Annotated in this window: 16 protein-coding genes; 10 read left to right on the top strand and 6 right to left on the bottom strand. The window is 72.8% G+C overall.

Features of this window, described 5'->3' with window-relative positions; translation table 11 throughout:
- Positions 1 to 20 precede the first annotated feature (20 nt).
- Positions 21 to 1,520 carry an FtsW/RodA/SpoVE family cell cycle protein gene (locus tag ACTFAP_RS10435; protein WP_495684358.1) on the top strand — a complete coding sequence of 500 codons (1,500 nt, stop codon included), beginning with the start codon at positions 21 to 23 and terminating at the stop codon, positions 1,518 to 1,520.
- Positions 1,517 to 2,740 (top strand): amidohydrolase, encoded by a 1,224-nt coding sequence (locus ACTFAP_RS10430; RefSeq protein ID WP_495684357.1) that lies wholly within the window; start codon positions 1,517 to 1,519, stop codon positions 2,738 to 2,740. Before ACTFAP_RS10435 ends, ACTFAP_RS10430 begins: the two co-directional genes overlap by 4 nt.
- A 256-nt stretch (positions 2,741 to 2,996) precedes the next feature.
- On the opposite strand, the gene ACTFAP_RS10425 is transcribed toward ACTFAP_RS10430, so the two are convergent.
- Positions 2,997 to 3,803, bottom strand: a complete 807-nt coding sequence (locus ACTFAP_RS10425) for a universal stress protein (protein WP_500468891.1) — start codon at positions 3,801 to 3,803, stop codon at positions 2,997 to 2,999.
- A gap of 209 nt (positions 3,804 to 4,012) precedes the next feature.
- On the opposite strand from ACTFAP_RS10425, the gene ACTFAP_RS10420 reads away from it, so the two are divergent.
- The 5 genes from ACTFAP_RS10420 (at position 4,013) to ACTFAP_RS10400 (ending at position 10,240) form a co-directional block, all read left to right on the top strand.
- A complete protein-coding gene (locus ACTFAP_RS10420) occupies positions 4,013 to 4,669 on the top strand; it encodes a TetR/AcrR family transcriptional regulator (RefSeq protein ID WP_390122062.1) in 657 nt (218 codons plus the stop codon).
- Positions 4,670 to 4,763: 94 nt separating this feature from the next.
- Positions 4,764 to 6,302 carry an MFS transporter gene (locus tag ACTFAP_RS10415; RefSeq protein WP_500468890.1) on the top strand — a complete coding sequence of 513 codons (1,539 nt, stop codon included), beginning with the start codon at positions 4,764 to 4,766 and terminating at the stop codon, positions 6,300 to 6,302.
- 148 nt (positions 6,303 to 6,450) lie between these two features.
- Complete coding sequence (locus tag ACTFAP_RS10410) at positions 6,451 to 7,212, top strand: DeoR/GlpR family DNA-binding transcription regulator (protein ID WP_046723688.1); 762 nt, start codon at positions 6,451 to 6,453, stop codon at positions 7,210 to 7,212.
- Positions 7,209 to 8,156 carry a 1-phosphofructokinase gene (gene pfkB / locus ACTFAP_RS10405; protein WP_495684354.1) on the top strand — a complete coding sequence of 316 codons (948 nt, stop codon included), beginning with the start codon at positions 7,209 to 7,211 and terminating at the stop codon, positions 8,154 to 8,156. Before ACTFAP_RS10410 ends, pfkB begins: the two co-directional genes overlap by 4 nt.
- Positions 8,153 to 10,240 carry a PTS fructose transporter subunit IIABC gene (locus ACTFAP_RS10400; RefSeq protein ID WP_500468889.1) on the top strand — a complete coding sequence of 696 codons (2,088 nt, stop codon included), beginning with the start codon at positions 8,153 to 8,155 and terminating at the stop codon, positions 10,238 to 10,240. The genes pfkB and ACTFAP_RS10400 overlap by 4 nt, the downstream gene beginning before the upstream one ends.
- A gap of 15 nt (positions 10,241 to 10,255) precedes the next feature.
- Here the strand turns inward: ACTFAP_RS10400 and ACTFAP_RS10395 are convergent, their stop codons facing one another.
- Positions 10,256 to 10,633, bottom strand: coding sequence for a VOC family protein (locus ACTFAP_RS10395; RefSeq protein WP_500468888.1), 378 nt, complete (start codon positions 10,631 to 10,633; stop codon positions 10,256 to 10,258).
- A gap of 103 nt (positions 10,634 to 10,736) precedes the next feature.
- On the opposite strand from ACTFAP_RS10395, the gene ACTFAP_RS10390 reads away from it, so the two are divergent.
- The gene (locus tag ACTFAP_RS10390) at positions 10,737 to 11,102 is read left to right on the top strand and encodes a winged helix-turn-helix transcriptional regulator (RefSeq protein ID WP_390122056.1); all 366 of its coding nucleotides are present in this window, start codon (positions 10,737 to 10,739) and stop codon (positions 11,100 to 11,102) included.
- Between the two features lie 9 nt (positions 11,103 to 11,111).
- Here the strand turns inward: ACTFAP_RS10390 and ACTFAP_RS10385 are convergent, their stop codons facing one another.
- The 3 genes from ACTFAP_RS10385 to ACTFAP_RS10375 all read right to left on the bottom strand — a co-directional run bounded on the left by ACTFAP_RS10385 (position 11,112) and on the right by ACTFAP_RS10375 (position 14,246).
- On the bottom strand, positions 11,112 to 11,963 hold the full coding sequence (locus tag ACTFAP_RS10385) for a bifunctional 5,10-methylenetetrahydrofolate dehydrogenase/5,10-methenyltetrahydrofolate cyclohydrolase (RefSeq protein ID WP_500468887.1): 852 nt from the start codon (positions 11,961 to 11,963) through the stop codon (positions 11,112 to 11,114).
- Complete coding sequence (locus ACTFAP_RS10380; protein ID WP_495684350.1) at positions 11,960 to 12,562, bottom strand: cyclodeaminase/cyclohydrolase family protein; 603 nt, start codon at positions 12,560 to 12,562, stop codon at positions 11,960 to 11,962. The genes ACTFAP_RS10385 and ACTFAP_RS10380 overlap by 4 nt, the downstream gene beginning before the upstream one ends.
- A gap of 517 nt (positions 12,563 to 13,079) precedes the next feature.
- Positions 13,080 to 14,246 carry a P1 family peptidase gene (locus ACTFAP_RS10375; protein WP_500468886.1) on the bottom strand — a complete coding sequence of 389 codons (1,167 nt, stop codon included), beginning with the start codon at positions 14,244 to 14,246 and terminating at the stop codon, positions 13,080 to 13,082.
- A gap of 90 nt (positions 14,247 to 14,336) precedes the next feature.
- Here ACTFAP_RS10375 and ACTFAP_RS10370 point away from each other — a divergent pair, with 90 nt between their 5' ends.
- Complete coding sequence (locus ACTFAP_RS10370) at positions 14,337 to 15,011, top strand: AMP-binding protein (protein WP_453855699.1); 675 nt, start codon at positions 14,337 to 14,339, stop codon at positions 15,009 to 15,011.
- A 27-nt stretch (positions 15,012 to 15,038) separates the two neighbouring features.
- Here ACTFAP_RS10370 and ACTFAP_RS10365 read toward each other — a convergent pair whose 3' ends face one another.
- Complete coding sequence (locus ACTFAP_RS10365) at positions 15,039 to 15,533, bottom strand: MarR family winged helix-turn-helix transcriptional regulator (protein WP_500468885.1); 495 nt, start codon at positions 15,531 to 15,533, stop codon at positions 15,039 to 15,041.
- A gap of 118 nt (positions 15,534 to 15,651) precedes the next feature.
- Between ACTFAP_RS10365 and ACTFAP_RS10360 the strand changes: the two genes are divergently transcribed.
- Positions 15,652 to 16,062 carry an organic hydroperoxide resistance protein gene (locus ACTFAP_RS10360; protein WP_390122049.1) on the top strand — a complete coding sequence of 137 codons (411 nt, stop codon included), beginning with the start codon at positions 15,652 to 15,654 and terminating at the stop codon, positions 16,060 to 16,062.
- The last annotated feature ends 7 nt before the right edge of the window (positions 16,063 to 16,069 follow it).

The following is a 16,069-nucleotide window of genomic DNA, read 5'->3' as shown; positions in this document are numbered from 1 at the left end:
GGGCGGGACGGGGCAGGGACATGGGGCGCAAGGGGCGGGGCGCGGACGGCGGCGGGGACCCGCGCGCCGACATCAGACGGTGGATCGCGCACCGCCGCAACACCGAGCTGGTGCTCATCCTGCTCGCCGTCCTCATCTGCGCCGCCGGACACGCCACCGCCGGACTGGCCCTGTACGACGCGGTACCGACCGGCCTGCCCGCCTATGCCGCGGGCCTCGGCGGCGCCGCGCTCGCCGCCCATCTGGCGGTACGCCGCTTCGCCCGGCACGCCGACCCGCTGATCCTGCCGGTCACCGTCATGCTCTCCGGGCTCGGCCTGATCCTCATGGACCGCCTGGACCACTCCTACGCCCTGCGGTACGGCTCCGAGCCCGTCGCCGCCAACCAGGCCACCTGGACCGTCATCGGCATCGGCCTGCTCGTGGCCGTCCTCGTCGTGCTGCGCCACCACCGCCTGCTGGCCCGCTACACCTACGTCGGCATGGCGATCTCGCTGCTGCTGCTGATGGCCCCGGCGTTCTTCGGCGCCGACATGTACGGCGCCAAGCGGTGGATCAACCTCGGCCCGCTCTCCCTCCAGCCGGGCGAGTTCGTCAAGGTCATGATCGTGGTGTTCTTCGCCAGCTATCTGATGGCCAACCGCGACGCGCTGGCCCTGGTCGGCCGCCGCTTCCTCGGCCTGGCCCTGCCCCGTGGCCGCAACGCCGGCCCGGTGCTGCTGGTGTGGGGCGTCTCGCTGGTGGTGCTGTTCTACGAGCGTGACCTGGGCACCTCGCTGATCTTCTTCGGCGTGTTCATCGTGATGCTGTACATCGCCACTGAGCGCACCAGCTGGGTGGTGCTCGGCGGGCTGATGGCGGTGGGCGGCACGGTCCTGGTGGCCGCGACCCAGCCGCACGTCAAGGGCCGCGTCCAGGCGTGGCTGGACCCGATGGCGATCTATCTGCCGCCCGAGCAGCGCCCGCCGGGCCTGATCTCGGACCAGTCGGCGCAGGCGCTGTTCAGCTTCGGCACCGGCGGCCTCACCGGGACGGGCCTGGGGCAGGGGCACCCGGATCTGATCGGCTTCGCGGGGCGCTCGGACTTCATCCTGTCCACGGTCGGTGAGGAGCTGGGCCTGGCAGGGGTCACCGCGGTGATCTTCCTGTACGTGCTGCTGATCGAGCGGGCGCTGCGGACCGCGCTGTCGGTGACCGACCCGTTCGGGAAGCTGCTGGCGGCCGGTCTGGGCACGGTCATCGCGCTCCAGGTCTTCGTGGTGGCGGGCGGCGTCACCGGGCTGATCCCGCTGACCGGCAAGGCCCTGCCGTTCCTGGCGCAGGGCGGCTCCTCGACGGTGGCGAACTTCCTGCTGGTCGCGCTGCTGATCAGAGTCAGCGACAGCGCCGGGAAGGCGTCCACCGAGCCCGAGGGCAACGCGACCATCCTCACCCCCGTGATCCGGGTCGACGACGACCCCGCTTCCCCCGCACGCCCCGCATCACCCGGCACAGCACCGAAGGAGCCCCGCGAACGATGACCACCACGACGAGCAGTGCCTCCCTGACCGACGACGCCGGCGCGCTGGCCGGTGAGCTGACCCAGCTGCGCCGCACGCTGCACGCCCTCCCCGAGGTCGGCCTCGACCTGCCCCGTACCCAGGAGGCGGTGCTGGCCGCTCTGGACGGCCTGCCGCTGGAGATCACCACCGGGCAGGGGCTCAGCTCGGTGACCGGCGTGCTGCGCGGCGCGCTGCCCGGGCCCACCGTGCTGCTGCGCGGTGACATGGACGCGCTGCCGCTGGCCGAGCGCAGCGGCCTGGACTTCGCCGCCCCGGTGGAGCGGATGCACGCCTGCGGCCACGATCTGCACACCACCATGCTGGCGGGCGCCGCCCAGCTGCTGAGCACGCGGCGGGACCGGCTGGCCGGCAATGTGATCTTCATGTTCCAGCCGGGCGAGGAGGGCTACGACGGCGCCGGGCGGATGCTGGCCGAGGGAGTCCTGGACGCGGCCGGGACCGGGCAGCCCCCGGTGGCCGCGTACGCGCTGCACGTGATGTCGCACAGCTGGCCGGCCGGGGTGTTCACGGCGCGCGGCGGGCCGCAGATGGCCTCCTCGAACGTCCTGTCGGTGACGGTGCGGGGCGCGGGCGCGCACGGCAGTTCCCCGCACCGGGGGAAGGACCCGATCCCGCCGGCCGCCGAAATGGTGGGCGCGCTGCAGACCTGGATCACCCGGTCCTTCGACGTGTTCGACCCGGTCGTGCTGACCGTGGGCACGTTCCACGCCGGTACGGCCACCAACATCATCCCGGACACCGCCGAGTTCCAGGCGACGATCCGCTGCTTCTCGCCGGAGAACCTGGAGCGGCTGCGGGAGGGCACGGTGGCGGTGTGCCGGGGGATCGCGGCGGCGTACGGGGTGGAGGTGGACGCGGTCTTCTCCGAGCAGTACCCGGTGACGGTGAACGACCGCGCGGAGACCGACTTCGCGGCGCACGCGGTACGGGAGCTGCTGGGGGAGGAGCGGTTCGCGCCGATGGACAACCCGAGCCTGGGGGCCGAGGACTTCTCGCGGGTGATCGACGCGGTGCCCGGGGCGATGATCTTCCTGGGCGCGACCCCGCTGGGCGCCGACCCGGAGACGGCGCCCAGCAACCACTCGCCGCTGGCGGTGTTCGACGAGTCCGTCCTGCCGGACGGGGCGGCGCTGTACGCCGATCTGGCGCTGCGGCGGCTCTCCGCGGCGGCGATCTGAGAAATCTGCCCCCTATGTAGCGTTATGCCGCATGAGGTGGCATGCTGGAACTGGAGCCAAGGACCACCTCGATGAAGTGGAGAAGGTGCACAGCATCGAGGGCCCGGAAGTAAAACACCGGGCAGGGGCCCTTGGCTTCAGTGATGCCCGGCACCCCCTCGCCGGGCATCGGCGCGTTCCGGGGCCGCAGGACCGCACGGACGGGCCCGTACCCCTCGGGTACGGGCGCTGTACGCCGGGTACGTGCCGGCGGTGCTCAGCTGTGCGGGACGACCGCCACCGGGCTGTGCGCGTGATGCAGCAGGCCGTGCACCACCGGGCCCACCCTGCTGCGGCCCCGCCCCACGACCACCAGCGCCGCGTCGGCCGCCGCCGCCAGCAGCACCGGTGAGGCGCTCCCCGCCACCGCCGTCTCGACCACCACCACCTGCGGATGGGCCGTCCGCCAGCGCGCCACGGCCGCCCCCACCTCCGTGTCGTGCTCCTCGCCCGCGTGCACGACCCGCAGCGGGACTCGGCGACCGGCCGCCGCGGTGAACGCGAACTCCAGCAGCGCCTCGTCCGGCCGATCCAGATGCTTCAGCCCCACCACCACCTCGGCCTCACCGCCGGTCTCACCGCCGGGGTCGCCGTCCGCCGTCCCGCCGGACGAGCGCACCACGACCACCGGGCACGCGGTGTTCCCCACGATGTGGCCGCTCACCGAGCCCAGCAGGAACCCGGCCAGCGGGCCGAGCCCGCGCGAGCCCAGCGCCAGCAGCTCCGAGTCGTGCGAGACGTCCAGCAGCGCTGTCCGCGGCCCGTCCGCCATCGCCTCCAGGGACACGTTCAGCCGCGGGTGCCGGTTCAGCAGCGTGTCCTGCGCCTCGCGCAGCAGCCGCTGCGCCCGCCGCTGCTCGTCACTGGCCCGGTCCACCACCGGCTCCAGGGGCGAGGCCAGGCCCCAGCCGTGCACCAGCCGCAGCCGCAGCCCGCGCCGTACCGCCTCTTCGGCGGCCCAGTGGGCGGCGGCCGAACCCTCCGCCGAGCCGTCCACCCCGGCCGTAACGGGAAGGAGGGTCATCACACACCTCCAGAGGGTGTTTTACGCACACATCACCTGATGTGCCCCATTATCCCTCGCGGGCGGGTGACCATGTCGCTGTGCTGTGACCCACCGCACAGCGGCAGCCGAAATAACCGGGGAGGGCTTCCCCGTTTTGACTTCCGTATGTCCAAGCGGGGAGCCACTCCCCACTTACCCGATCACCCCGGCATCAGAAGGCGGCGACCATGACGAGCGAGTGCGCCACAGCGGCACGGACCCGGCCGCCCCGGCTGCGCGCGGACGCCGTGCGCAACCGGGAGCGGATCCTGGCCGCCGCGCGCGACGCGTTCGTCGCCGACGGCAAGGACGCTCCCCTGGACGACATCGCCCGGCAGGCCGGCGTCGGCAACGCCACCCTCTACCGGCACTTCCCCGACCGGGAATCGCTCCTCTATCACGTGGTGCTCTACGTCAACGACCGGATCACCGAGCGCGCACAGCGGGCCCTGGAGGAGGAGAGCGACCCCTTCGAGGCACTGCGCCGGACCGTCCTCGGCTCCACCGACGAGCGCATCGGCGCGCTCTGTCCCGCCATCGGCGTCAGCATCGACCCCGGCGACCAGCAGCTGACCGCCAGCCGCGACCGCCTGCTCGACGTCTGCGGCCGGCTCGTGGAACGGGCCCAGGAGGCGGGCCAGCTGCGGCACGACGTGGGCGCGGGAGACCTGCTGATCGCCATCAGCCGGCTCACCCGCCCGCTGCCCGGCACCCGCTGCTCCGGCGGTGAGGTCCTGGCCCGCCGCCATCTCCAGATCTTCCTGGACGGACTGCGCGCCCCGGCGCGCTCCGAGCTCCCGGGAACCGCCGCCCAGGTGGCAGACCTCGAAGACGAGTTCATCTGATCCACCCCGTCACGACACCACCGGACCCGGTGCGCCCAACCGAGTCCTCTTTGCCCAGGTTTTACCAAAAATCGCAACGTGAGGTAACTGCCCCATGCCACCGGAAGCATCCGTGAGCCCGGCCCCCGGCGCGCTCGATCCGCGCCGCTGGCGCATCCTGACCTTCATCGCCATAGCGCAGCTGATGGTCGTCCTGGACGCCACCATCGTCAACATCGCCCTGCCCTCCGCCCAGGAGGACCTCGGCCTGTCCGACGGCAACCGTCAGTGGGTCATCACCGCCTACGCCCTCGCCTTCGGCGGACTGCTGCTCTTCGGCGGCCGCATCGCCGACCTGTGGGGCCGGCGCAACGCCTTCATCACCGGACTGGTCGGCTTCGCCCTGGCCTCCGCCCTCGGCGGCGCGGCACAGAACTCCGGCCTACTGTTCGCCTCCCGCGCCCTCCAGGGCGTCTTCGCCGCCCTGCTGGCCCCGGCCGCGCTCTCCCTGCTCACCGTGATGTTCACCGAGGCCAAGGAACGCGCCAAGGCGTTCGGCATCTTCGGCGCCATCGCGGGCGCCGGCGGCGCCGTCGGCCTGCTGCTGGGCGGAGTGCTCACCGAGTACCTCGACTGGCGCTGGACCTTCTACGTCAACATCCCCTTCGCGGTCGTCGCCATCGCCGGCGCCATCGCGCTGATCAAGGAGCCCGAGGGCTCGCGCAACCGCTCCCCGCTCGACCTGCCCGGTGTCCTCCTGGCCACCGGGGGCCTGGTCGCCCTGGTGTACGGCTTCAGCCGTGCCGAGGAAGCGGGCTGGGGCGACGGCGTGACCGTCGGCATGTTCGTGGCGGCCGTCGTGCTGCTGGCCTCGTTCGTTGCGGTCGAGGCACGGGTCGCGCACCCGCTGCTGCCACTGCGCGTGGTGCTCGACCGCAACCGGGGCGGCGCGTACGCGGCCACCGGCATCGCGGTGATCGGGATGTTCGGCCTGTTCCTGTTCCTCACCTTCTACATGCAGCTGATCAAGGGGTACTCGCCGGTGGTCACCGGCGTCGCCTTCCTGCCGATGGTGGCGGGCATGATCACCGGCTCGACGCAGATCGCCACCCGGCTGATGCTGCGGGTGCCGCCGCGCCGCCTGATGGTGCCCGGCTACCTCGTCGCCGCCCTCGGCATGCTGCTGCTGACCCAGATCGGGATGGACACCTCGTACCCGCTGCTGATCCTGCCCGCGATGGTGCTGATCGGCCTGGGTCTGGGCACCGCGATGATGCCGGCCATGCAGCTGGCCACCGGCGGGGTGCAGCCGGCCGACGCCGGGATCGCCTCCGCCATGGTCAACACCTCGCAGCAGGTCGGCGGCGCCATCGGCACGGCGCTGCTCAACACCATCGCCGCCTCCGCCACCACCTCCTACCTCGCGGCGCGCACCCAGGTGGGCATGAGCGAGCAGGCCCAGGGGCTGCTGGCGCTGGAGGGCCAGGTGCACGGGTTCAGCCGGGGCATCTGGTGGGCGTTCGGCATCCTGCTGCTGTCGGCGGCCATCGCCGGTGTGCTCATCAACGGCAAGGGCGCCTCGGCGGCGCGGGGCCAGGAGGCTCCCGCCGGTGAGGGCCGGGAGGGCGAGCCGGTTCCGGTGCTGGCGCACTGACCGGCGGACACTCCCCGTTCGTACGGACCCCCGTGGCCACTGCGGCCACGGGGGTCCGTTCGTTTCCGGATCTGTTTACTTTCCGGCAGTACGGACGTAATCTGACGCCGAAACCACATGTTCGGGCGTAGAACGGACGCAAACACAGATGTACGCACCGGAGAGGCAGCAGGCCATCCTCCACCTCGCCCGCGAACGCGGCCGGGTCGAGGTCCTCGCGCTCGCCGACGAGTTCCAGGTCACCGCCGAAACCATCCGCCGCGACCTCAACGCCCTCGGCCGCGCCGGCCTCCTGCGCCGCGTGCACGGCGGCGCCATCCCCGTCGGCCGCCTCGACTTCGAACCCGACCTCAGCGAACGCGAGAGCACCGCCGTCGGCGAGAAGGAACGCATCGCCGCCGCGGCCCTGGACCACCTGCCCCAGGACGGCAGCATCATCCTCGACGCCGGCACCACCACCGCCGCCCTCGCCGCAGCCCTCCCCCCGGACGCCGCCCTCACCGTCGTCACCCACGGCCTGCCGCTCGCCACCCGCCTCGCCGACCACCCCGGCATCGAACTCCACATCGTCGGCGGCCGCGTCCGGCACCGCACCCGCGCCGCCGTCGACGCCTGGGCCCTGCGCGCCTACGGCGAGATCACCGCCGACGTCCTCTTCCTCGCCACCAACGGCTTCGGCACCGACTCCGGACTCACCACCGTCGATCTCGCCGAAGCCGCCGTCAAACGCGCCCAGATCTCCGCCGCCCGCCGCGTCGTCCTCCTCGCCGACTCCCGCAAGTACGGCGAAGACCACTTCGCCCGGTTCGGCACCCTGGAACAGGTCGACCTGCTCATCACCGACACCGGCCTCAGCGACGACGCCGCACGCGCCATCGAGGACAAGGGAACGGAGGTCGTCCGCGCATGATCCTCACCATCACCCCCAACCCCAGCCTGGACCGCACCTACGAGATCCCCGCCCTGGAACGCGGCGCCGTACTGCGCGCCGGCACCGACCGCGTCGACCCCGGCGGCAAAGGCGTCAACGTCTCTCGCGCCGTCGCCGCCGCGGGCCTGCCCACCACCGCCGTCCTGCCACTCGGCGGCGCCGAGGGCGCGCTCCTCGCCGACCTGCTGACCGGACTCGGCGTCGAGGTCATCGGCGTCCCCGTGGCCGGCTCCACGCGCGTCAACGTCTCCATCGCCGAACCCGACGGAACCCTCACCAAACTCAACGCCGCCGGTCCCCGGCTGACCGGCGCCGAGACCGAGACCCTGCTGGAAACCGCCCGCCACCACGCCGGCCGAGCCCGCTGGACCGTGTGCTGCGGCAGCCTCCCCGGCGGGGTCGGCAGCCACTGGTACGCCGACCTCGTCGCCCGCACCCACCGGGCCGGCGCCCGCATCGCCCTCGACACCTCGGGACCCGCGCTGCTGGCCGCGCTGCGCGAACGCCCCGATGTGATCAAGCCCAACGCCGAAGAACTCGCCGAAGCCGTCGGCCGCCCCCTGGCCACCGTCGGCGACGCCGTCAAGGCCGCCGGGGAACTGCGCGCCGCCGGCGCCCGCGCCGTCCTCGCCAGCCTCGGTGCCACCGGACAGCTGCTCGTCGACGACAGCGGCACCCACTTCGGCAGCGCCCGGGTCACCGCCGTCCGCAGCGATGTCGGCGCCGGGGACGCCTCACTCGCCGGCTTCCTCACCGCCGGCGGCACCGGCCCCGCCGCCCTGGCCGCCGCACTCGCCCACGGCGCCGCCGCCGTACAACTCCCGGGCTCTGTCATGCCCACCCCCGACGACCTGCGACCGGAGACGGTGACCGTCACCACCGACGTACCGCTGGACCGCCCCCTCGATGGAGCCACGAGATGAACACTCCCCTGATCACCGCTGATTTGGTGGACCTCGACCTGACCGCCGGCACCAAGGACGAAGCGGCCCGGGCCCTGGCCCGCCGCATGGTCGCCGCCGGACGCGTCACCGACCTGGACGGCTTCCTCGCCGACGTCGCCGCCCGCGAGGCCCAGATGCCCACCGGGCTCGAAGGCGGCATCGGCATACCCCACTGCCGCAGCGCCCACGTCACCCGGCCCACGCTCGCCTTCGGGCGCAGCGCGCGGGGCATCGACTTCGGCGCGGCCGACGGCCCCGCGACCCTCGTTTTCCTCATCGCCGCCCCGGCCGGCGCCGACCAGGACCACCTCAGCATCCTGTCCACGCTGGCCCGCGACCTGATGCGGGCGGAGTTCACCGACGCGCTGCGCGCCGAGACCTCGGCGGCGCGGGCGGCGGCCCTGATCAGGGGAGAGGACCCGCAGGCCGAGGCCGCCGACGCCGCCGACGCCGCCGAGGACGACGTTGAGGGCGGCAACGCGGACGAGGCGCCGGCCGGGGAGTCGCAGGACACCGGCGCGGCGGACAGGGGCACGGACGGCGCAGCGGACGGGGACGGCGCGGAACCGTTCCGGCTCGTCGCCGTCACCTCCTGCCCCACCGGCATCGCCCACACCTACATGGCCGCCGAGTCACTCGACCGGGCCGCCCAGGCCGAGGGCGTCCACATCCACGTCGAGACCCAGGGCTCCGCCGGCTTCGAACGCCTGGACCCCGCCGTCATCGCCGCCGCCGACGCCGTGATCTTCGCCCACGACGTGGAGGTACGGGAACGGGACCGGTTCGCCGGCAAACCCACCGTCGACGTCGGCGTCAAGGCCGCCATCAACCGCCCCGCCGAACTCCTCGCCGAAGCCAGGCGCCGCGCCGCCGAGACCCCCGCCGGCACCCCCGCGACAGCCCCCATGGACCGGACCGGCGAACCCGCCGACAACGGCGACGGCTTCGGCACCCGGCTGCGTACCTGGCTGATGACCGGCGTCAGCTACATGGTGCCGTTCGTCGCCGCCGGCGGTCTGATGATCGCCCTCGGCTTCGCACTCGGCGGCTACGAGATCAGCGACGCCCCCTCCGTCGCCGACCACTTCGTCTGGACCGAGGCCCACAGCTGGGCGGCCCTGCTCTTCCAGATCGGCGGCGCCGCCTTCGGCTTCCTCATCCCCGTACTCGCCGGCTACATCGCCTACGGCATGGCCGACCGGCCAGGACTCGTCCCCGGCTTCGTCGGCGGCGCCATCGCCATCACCATCGACGCCGGATTCCTCGGCGGCCTCGCCGCCGGCCTCGTCGCGGGCGCCGTGGTGAGGGCCATCCAGCGGGTCAACGTACCCGCCCCGCTGCGCGGCATCATGCCCGTGGTCGTCATCCCGCTCATCTCGTCGGCGATCGTCGGCTTCCTGATGTTCATCGTCATCGGCAAGCCCATCGCCTCCGCCCAGTCCGGCCTCACCGACTGGCTGGAAGGACTCAGCGGAAGCAACGCTGTCCTGCTGGGCGTGCTGCTCGGCCTGATGATGTGCTTCGACCTCGGCGGCCCGGTCAACAAGGTGGCCTACGCCTTCGCCACCGGCGGCATCGCCGTCGCCGACCCCAGCGACACCAGCCTGAAGATCATGGCCACCGTGATGGCGGCCGGCATGGTCCCCCCGCTGGCCATGGCGCTGGCCACCACCGTGCGCGGCAAGCTCTTCACCAAGACGGAGAAGGAGAACGGCAAGGCGGCCTGGGTGCTGGGCGCCTCGTTCATCTCCGAGGGCGCCATCCCGTTCGCCGCCGCCGACCCGCTGCGGGTCATCCCGTCCGCGATGGCGGGCGGTGCGGTCACCGGCGCGCTCACCATGGCGTTCGACAACACGCTGCGGGCGCCGCACGGCGGGGTGTTCGTCGTCCCGCTGATCGGCAGCCCGTTCCTGTACCTGATCGCGATCGCGGCGGGTACCGCCGTCAGCACCGCCCTCGTCATCCTCCTCAAGAGCCGCCGCGGCACGAAACCCGCAGCGGCACCGGAGGCGGCCGGTACGACGGCGCCCCCGGCCGTCGCCGCGGCCCCGGCCTCCGCGTGAGCGCCCCGGAGCCGGTCAGCGGTGGATGATCCGCCGCACCAGCTCCGGGACCCACTCGACGTACTCGACCTCCGCCCCGTCCGCGTGCCGCGCGTACAGGAAACGCCCCGTGGGGGAGGTGGCGACGGGCGTGGTGATGGTCGCACCGGCCTCGGCCAGGGCGGCCATCACCTCATCCAGGTCATCGACCACCACCGTGGCCGAGGCGTGCGCGTACTTCGCCCGCTCACCCGGCGGACCCGCGATCACCAGCAGGTCGCCGACGGCGGCCAGCTCGACCGACTCGAAGCCGACCCGCAGATCGGGGGCGGCGCCGGTCAGCCGCTCCAGCAGCGGCAGGGCCTGATCGAGGCTGTCGGACCACAGCCGGGCATACGTCTTCAGAATGGCCATGCGGGTGCTCCCTGACGGGTGAGGTTTCCGAACGTTCCTCGGTAACCGTAGGGAAGTAAGCTCTGACCTGGAAGAACGCACTTTTCCGTGAGAAGGTCACCCGATGGAAACCGCCTCCGGCCCGGCTGAAAGCCCGGACCCCGTACCCGCCCTGGCACGGGAGATCTTCACCGGCGTGGCCGGCAAGTGGGCGCTGCTCATCCTGGAGACGCTGGCCGACCGGACGCTGCGGTTCAGCGAACTCAGGCGGCAGGTCCCCGGCATCAGCCACAAGATGCTCGCCCAGACGCTGCGCGCGCTGGAACGCGACGCGGTGGTGCACCGCACCGTCCACCCGACCGTGCCGCCGAGCGTCGAGTACCGGCTCACCGAGGCGGGGCGCGAACTGCGCGGGACCGTGTTCGGCCTGTGCGCCTGGACCCGCCGCCACTACGCGGAGATCGAGGCCGCGCGCCGCCGCTCCCGGTGAGGCGGTGCGTCAGGCGCCGGCGGCCTCCGCCGCCGCCCGCACCGTGTGCTGGAGCAGCAGCGCGGTCGTCACCGGGCCGACCCCGCCGGGCACCGGGGTGAGCGCCGCGGCCCGCCCGTCGACGGAAGCGGCGTCGATGTCGCCGGTGAGCCCGCCGTCCGGGGTGGGGTTGGTGCCGACGTCGACCAGGATCGCGCCGGGGCGGATGTGGTCGGCGGTGATCAGCCCGGGACGGCCGACCGCCGCCACGACGATGTCGGCGGCGCCGGTGATCGCGGCCAGGTCCTTGGTACGGGAGTGCGCGACGGTGACCGTCGCGTCCCGGTCCAGGAGCAGCAGGGCGGCCGGCTTGCCGACGACGGTGGAACGGCCGACGACGGCGACATGACGGCCCGCCACCTCGATCCCGTGGGCGTCGAGAACGGCGACGACCGCCTCGGCGGTGGCCGGGGCGAAGGCGGGCAGCCCGGCCGCGAGCCGGCCCAGGGAGAGCGGGTTGGCGCCGTCCACGTCCTTGGCGACGGCGATCTCGGCGGCCAGCTCCTGGGCGTTGGCGCCGGGCGGGAGGGGGGTCTGCAGGATGATGCCGTGGGTGGCGTGGTCGGCGCTGAGCGCGGCCAGGCGGGCGCCGATGTCGGCGGGCGTGGCCTGCGGGCCGAGGTCGGCGATGTCGCAGTGGATGCCGCACTTCTCGGCGGCCCGGGCGATGGACCGGACGTACCAGGCGCTGGACTCGTCGGCGGTCGCCGTGACGACGGCGAGCCGGGGCGGCGTACCGGACGCGGCGAGGCGGGCGGCCTCCGCCGCCGTACGTTCCCGCAGGCGGGCGGCGTACTCGCGGCCGGACAACAGGTCGGTCACGGGGCGATCTCCAGGCGTACGGCGTCGGTGAGCTGGGCGGCGCGGTCGGCGATGCCGTCGACGGCGGCGATGACGGCGGTCAGTTCGGTGCGCAGGGCCTCGTCCTTGATCCCGCCGAGGTTGATCTCGACATTGATCCGGGCGGTGGTGGCGGCGGCCCGGGCCGCCTCGGTGGCGGCGGCGATGTCGGTGATGACGTTGCGGTTGCCGATGGGCAGCAGCTCGGTGGCGAGTTCGACGACGGCCCGGGCCAGCCCGACCACCTCGGCCGGCGGCCGGGCGGCACCGGCGAGAGCATGGGCGACGGCCTCGGCCCGCTCGCCCTTGGGCAGCCGGTACGCGTTGATGACGGCGGTGAACGCGGCGGCGTCCTCCTCCCCGACGCGGAGGGCGGCGGCGCGCACCGTGTCCGTCTCCGTGATGATCCGCTCGACGGCGTCGCGGTGTTCGGCGTACTTCTCACCGGTGGTGTAGCGGGCCACCATGCCGAGCAGGGCGGCGCCCTGCGCGGCATGCAAGGCGGCGGCGGCACCCCCGCCGGGCGCGGGCACCCGGTCGGCGAGCTGGGACAGATACTCGGAGATCGTCTGATCACGCACGCTGTGTCCTGAAGTTGAACGCGGAAACCACATCGGCCAAAGAACCCACCCGAACCCTACGGCGAACCCCACCCCACACCCGAACCGACGAGCCAGAAGCAAGGGCGCGTCCGCCATGCCCAACTAGGGCGGCCAGCTGTCGGTGGCCATACCCCCGCAGACGCGGGGAACAGCGCCCCCGCGAAGTGGCCGTGCACGGCGCTGGGAACACCCACGCGAGCGCGGGGAGCAGACCGAAGGCCGCGCCGTGACGTTCTGGGAAGAGGGAACACCCCCGCGAGCGCGGGGAGCAGTGGGAGCGACCTGGGGATTTATGTGGGGGCGCTGGCAGTTTTGCCCGCTTGTGGGGAATTGGGTCTATCGGTCCTTCGGGGCATTTCGGGTGGCCTGCTTGGTGTCGATGGGTGCGGCAGGTGCGTTGGGGGCTCAGGCCGGTCGACCAACTCGCTCTTGCTGGTCATTCTCGCAGCCACTGGGCGGGAAGAGGGAGGGGTTCGTCCCCGCCTCCGCTGCTCCGTCAGTTCTCGTACAGCTCGCGGTATGCGGGGTAGTGGCCGCCCGGGGTGTCGGTTCCCGTGGCCGCGCGGATGCCTTTGACGATGGCGCGGGTGAGGACGTCGGTGCCGGCGCTGAGGAGTTCGGAGAGGATCAGCGCGCCCTCGATGGGGGACTCGGGGTCGGGTGGGGTGCCGTCGGGGTGGGTGAGCGGGCGGGTGGCCGTGGCGAGGGTGAAGACGGTGTCGCCGTCGGTCATGAGGTGGACGGGGCGGATGGCCCGGGCCAGTCCGTCGTGCGCGCTGCCGGCGAGTTTCTGGGCCTGGGCGGGGGACAGAACGGCGTCGGTGGCGATCACGGCGAGGGTGGTGTTCAGCGGAGGGCGGTTGGCGGTGGGGGAGCGGCGGTCGCTGGCCGCCCCGGCCTCGGCCAGCAGGCGGCGGGCTTGCCCGTGCTGAGCCGGTGCCGGCAGTGGGTGGCCGGGGTCGTCGCCGTAGAACGCGCCGGTGTCGGGGTCGACCGGCGAGCCGGCCGCGTTGACGGCGGCCAGCGCGGCGACCGTGACGCCGTTTGGCAGCACGGCGCTGGCCGTGCCGATCCCGCCCTTGAGCTTGAACCACCTCCCGGGGGCCCCTCCCCCCTCCCCCTCCCCCTCCCGCCGCCCCGTTCCCGCTCCTGTGGTGGCTCCGGTGCCCGCGCCGATCGTGCCCATGGCGACGGGCACGCCGGGGCCGGTCTCCTGGGATGCCGCGTGCTCGACGGCGGCGCGGCCCAGTGCCGCGTCCGGGCGGGCGCGCCAGTCGCCGCCCCGGCCCAGGTCGAACAGCACCGCCGCCGGGACGATCGGCACGACCTGACCAGGCTCCGGGCCGATCCGGAAACCCCGGCCGTGCTCCTCCAGCCAGCCGACCACCCCCGACGCGGCGTCGAGTCCGAAGGCGCTGCCGCCCGTCAGCACCACGGCGTCCACCCGTTCCACGAGATTCCGCGGGTCCAGCACATCGGTCTCCCGGGTGCCGGGACCGCCGCCCCGGACATCAACCGCGCCGACCGCCCCGCCCTCCGGGGCCAGCACCACCGTCACCCCCGTCAGCCAGCCGTCCCCGATCCGCTGGGCATGACCCACCCGGATACCGGGTACGTCTGTCAGGGCGTCAGCGGGCCCCGTAGGCCACTTCGGATTACTCATATGAGCAGCATTACCACGCTCCGCGATGAGCGGGCCAGGCGTACAGCGGTCGTTTAGCCGACGTCAATCGCCTCCCGTCAGGCTGCCGTCATGATGGTGGATCAACATGGCCCGGTCGACGTGCTCAACCACACCCAGCTCCTCGATCAGGGTGAGCGGGCGGCTGTGGCGCTGGCGAAGCTCGGCGTGCGCCCCGGGGACCGGGTCGCCGTTCTGCTCCCCATGTCCCTGGAGTCGGTGGTGGTGACCCTCGCCTGTATCAGGCTCGAGGCCCTGCGTCTGACCCTCCCGGTCGGGGACCACCTGGGCTTCATCCGCCATCGCATCCGCACCTCGGGTGCCAGGGTGGTGATCACCGCCGGGAGCTGTTCCGTCGACGGCACCGTCCGGGACGTCAAGTCCGGACTGGACCGCGCCTTATGGGCCTGCCCCGACGTCCACTCCGTCCTGGTGGTGCAGCAGCTGGCCAGGCCCGTGCCCTGGACCCCCGGGCGTGATGTGTGGTGGCACGAGGCGCTCGACGCCGGACCGGTCCCGGGCGGACCGTACGCTGGGGTCATGAGCAGCACTCCCGAACAGCCCGCCGCCCCGTCGTCGTCCCGGCCGGTGCCGGCGGTCGCGCCGGCGTCGCTGATCTTCGACGATCCGCTGGAGCGCCGTTCCGCCGACGACACCGATCAGGGCTGGGGCGACCGTCCCGCCGAGGACGGCACGCCGGGCGATCTGATCCGGTTCCTGAACGAGAAGCCCCCGCACCACCTGTGAGGCCCCGCGCCCCGGAAGGGGCGCCGGTCAGTCGTCGAGGCGGGCGGTGTCCAGGGCTTCGGTGAGGTGGTTCAGCCGCTCCCGCAGCTCGGCCACCTCCGTCAGCGACAGGCCGGTGGCCGTGGCGATCCGCTGCGGGACCCGCAGCGCGGGCTCCCGCAGGGCGGTGCCCTGCTCGGTGAGGCGTACGGTCACCGAGCGCTCGTCCTCGGCGCTGCGCTCGCGGTGTACCAGGCCGGCCGCGTCCAGCCGCTTGAGCAGCGGGGACAGGGTGCCCGATTCCAGGCGCAGCAGTTCGCCGATCCGTTTCACGGGCAGTTCGCCGTGCTCCCACAGCACGAGCATCACCAGATACTGCGGGTAGGTCAGCCCCAGGTCCTTCAGCACCACCCGGTAGACGCTTCCGAAAGCGCGGGATGCCGCGTGCAGGGAGAAGCAGATCTGGTGGTGCAGCCGCAGGAAGTCCTCCCCCGGTGGTGGCTGCGGTGGGCCGGGTGAGGTGGTGGCGGGCTCGGTGCTCATGGTCACCACGATACCGGGGGTTCCTTGCCCGCGTTTTAGTTGTGCACAACTTAGTTGTGTGCTTAGGTTGAGGAGTCAGGAGAGCCGGCCATCGGCGAAGTGGATGAGGGAGACCGTCATGGAACCGCTGTACACCGCGATCGCGACCGCCAACGGACGTGAGGGGCGGGCCGTCAGCTCCGACGGTCAGCTCGACCTCACCCTCGCCCCGCCGCCCGCGCTCGGCGGCAGCGGCAAGGGCACCAACCCCGAGCAGTTGTTCGCGGCCGGCTACGCCGCCTGCTTCGCCAGCGCGCTGGGCGCGGTGGGGCGACAGGAGAAGGTCGACACCAGCGAGGTGTCCGTCACCGCCGAGGTCGGTATCGGCAAGGACGGGGTGGGCTTCGGTCTCGCGGTGACGCTGCGCGTCGAACTGCCGGACGCGCTCGCCGGTGAGACCGGGGAGAAGCTGGTGGCCCAGGCGCACCAGGTGTGCCCGTACTCCCGGGCCACCCGGGGCAACATCGACGTGCAGCTCGTCGTCGAGTAGGAGGGGG

Source organism: Streptomyces sp. PH9007 (assembly GCF_059813725.1).
The sequence above is the reverse complement of the archived record's forward strand: the minus strand, read 5'-3'. Positions and strand labels throughout refer to the sequence as shown.

Excerpts from the sequence above, each read along its gene's own strand:
- ACTFAP_RS10435 (WP_495684358.1), top strand. The coding sequence starts at position 21 with ATGGGGCGCAAGGGGCGGGGCGCGGACGGCGGCGGGGACCCGCGCGCC.
- ACTFAP_RS10430 (WP_495684357.1), top strand. The coding sequence starts at position 1,517 with ATGACCACCACGACGAGCAGTGCCTCCCTGACCGACGACGCCGGCGCG.
- ACTFAP_RS10425 (WP_500468891.1), bottom strand. The coding sequence starts at position 3,803 with ATGACCCTCCTTCCCGTTACGGCCGGGGTGGACGGCTCGGCGGAGGGT.
- ACTFAP_RS10420 (WP_390122062.1), top strand. The coding sequence starts at position 4,013 with ATGACGAGCGAGTGCGCCACAGCGGCACGGACCCGGCCGCCCCGGCTG.
- ACTFAP_RS10415 (WP_500468890.1), top strand. The coding sequence starts at position 4,764 with ATGCCACCGGAAGCATCCGTGAGCCCGGCCCCCGGCGCGCTCGATCCG.
- ACTFAP_RS10410 (WP_046723688.1), top strand. The coding sequence starts at position 6,451 with ATGTACGCACCGGAGAGGCAGCAGGCCATCCTCCACCTCGCCCGCGAA.
- pfkB (WP_495684354.1), top strand. The coding sequence starts at position 7,209 with ATGATCCTCACCATCACCCCCAACCCCAGCCTGGACCGCACCTACGAG.
- ACTFAP_RS10400 (WP_500468889.1), top strand. The coding sequence starts at position 8,153 with ATGAACACTCCCCTGATCACCGCTGATTTGGTGGACCTCGACCTGACC.
- ACTFAP_RS10395 (WP_500468888.1), bottom strand. The coding sequence starts at position 10,633 with ATGGCCATTCTGAAGACGTATGCCCGGCTGTGGTCCGACAGCCTCGAT.
- ACTFAP_RS10390 (WP_390122056.1), top strand. The coding sequence starts at position 10,737 with ATGGAAACCGCCTCCGGCCCGGCTGAAAGCCCGGACCCCGTACCCGCC.
- ACTFAP_RS10375 (WP_500468886.1), bottom strand. The coding sequence starts at position 14,246 with ATGAGTAATCCGAAGTGGCCTACGGGGCCCGCTGACGCCCTGACAGAC.
- ACTFAP_RS10370 (WP_453855699.1), top strand. The coding sequence starts at position 14,337 with ATGATGGTGGATCAACATGGCCCGGTCGACGTGCTCAACCACACCCAG.
- ACTFAP_RS10365 (WP_500468885.1), bottom strand. The coding sequence starts at position 15,533 with ATGAGCACCGAGCCCGCCACCACCTCACCCGGCCCACCGCAGCCACCA.
- ACTFAP_RS10360 (WP_390122049.1), top strand. The coding sequence starts at position 15,652 with ATGGAACCGCTGTACACCGCGATCGCGACCGCCAACGGACGTGAGGGG.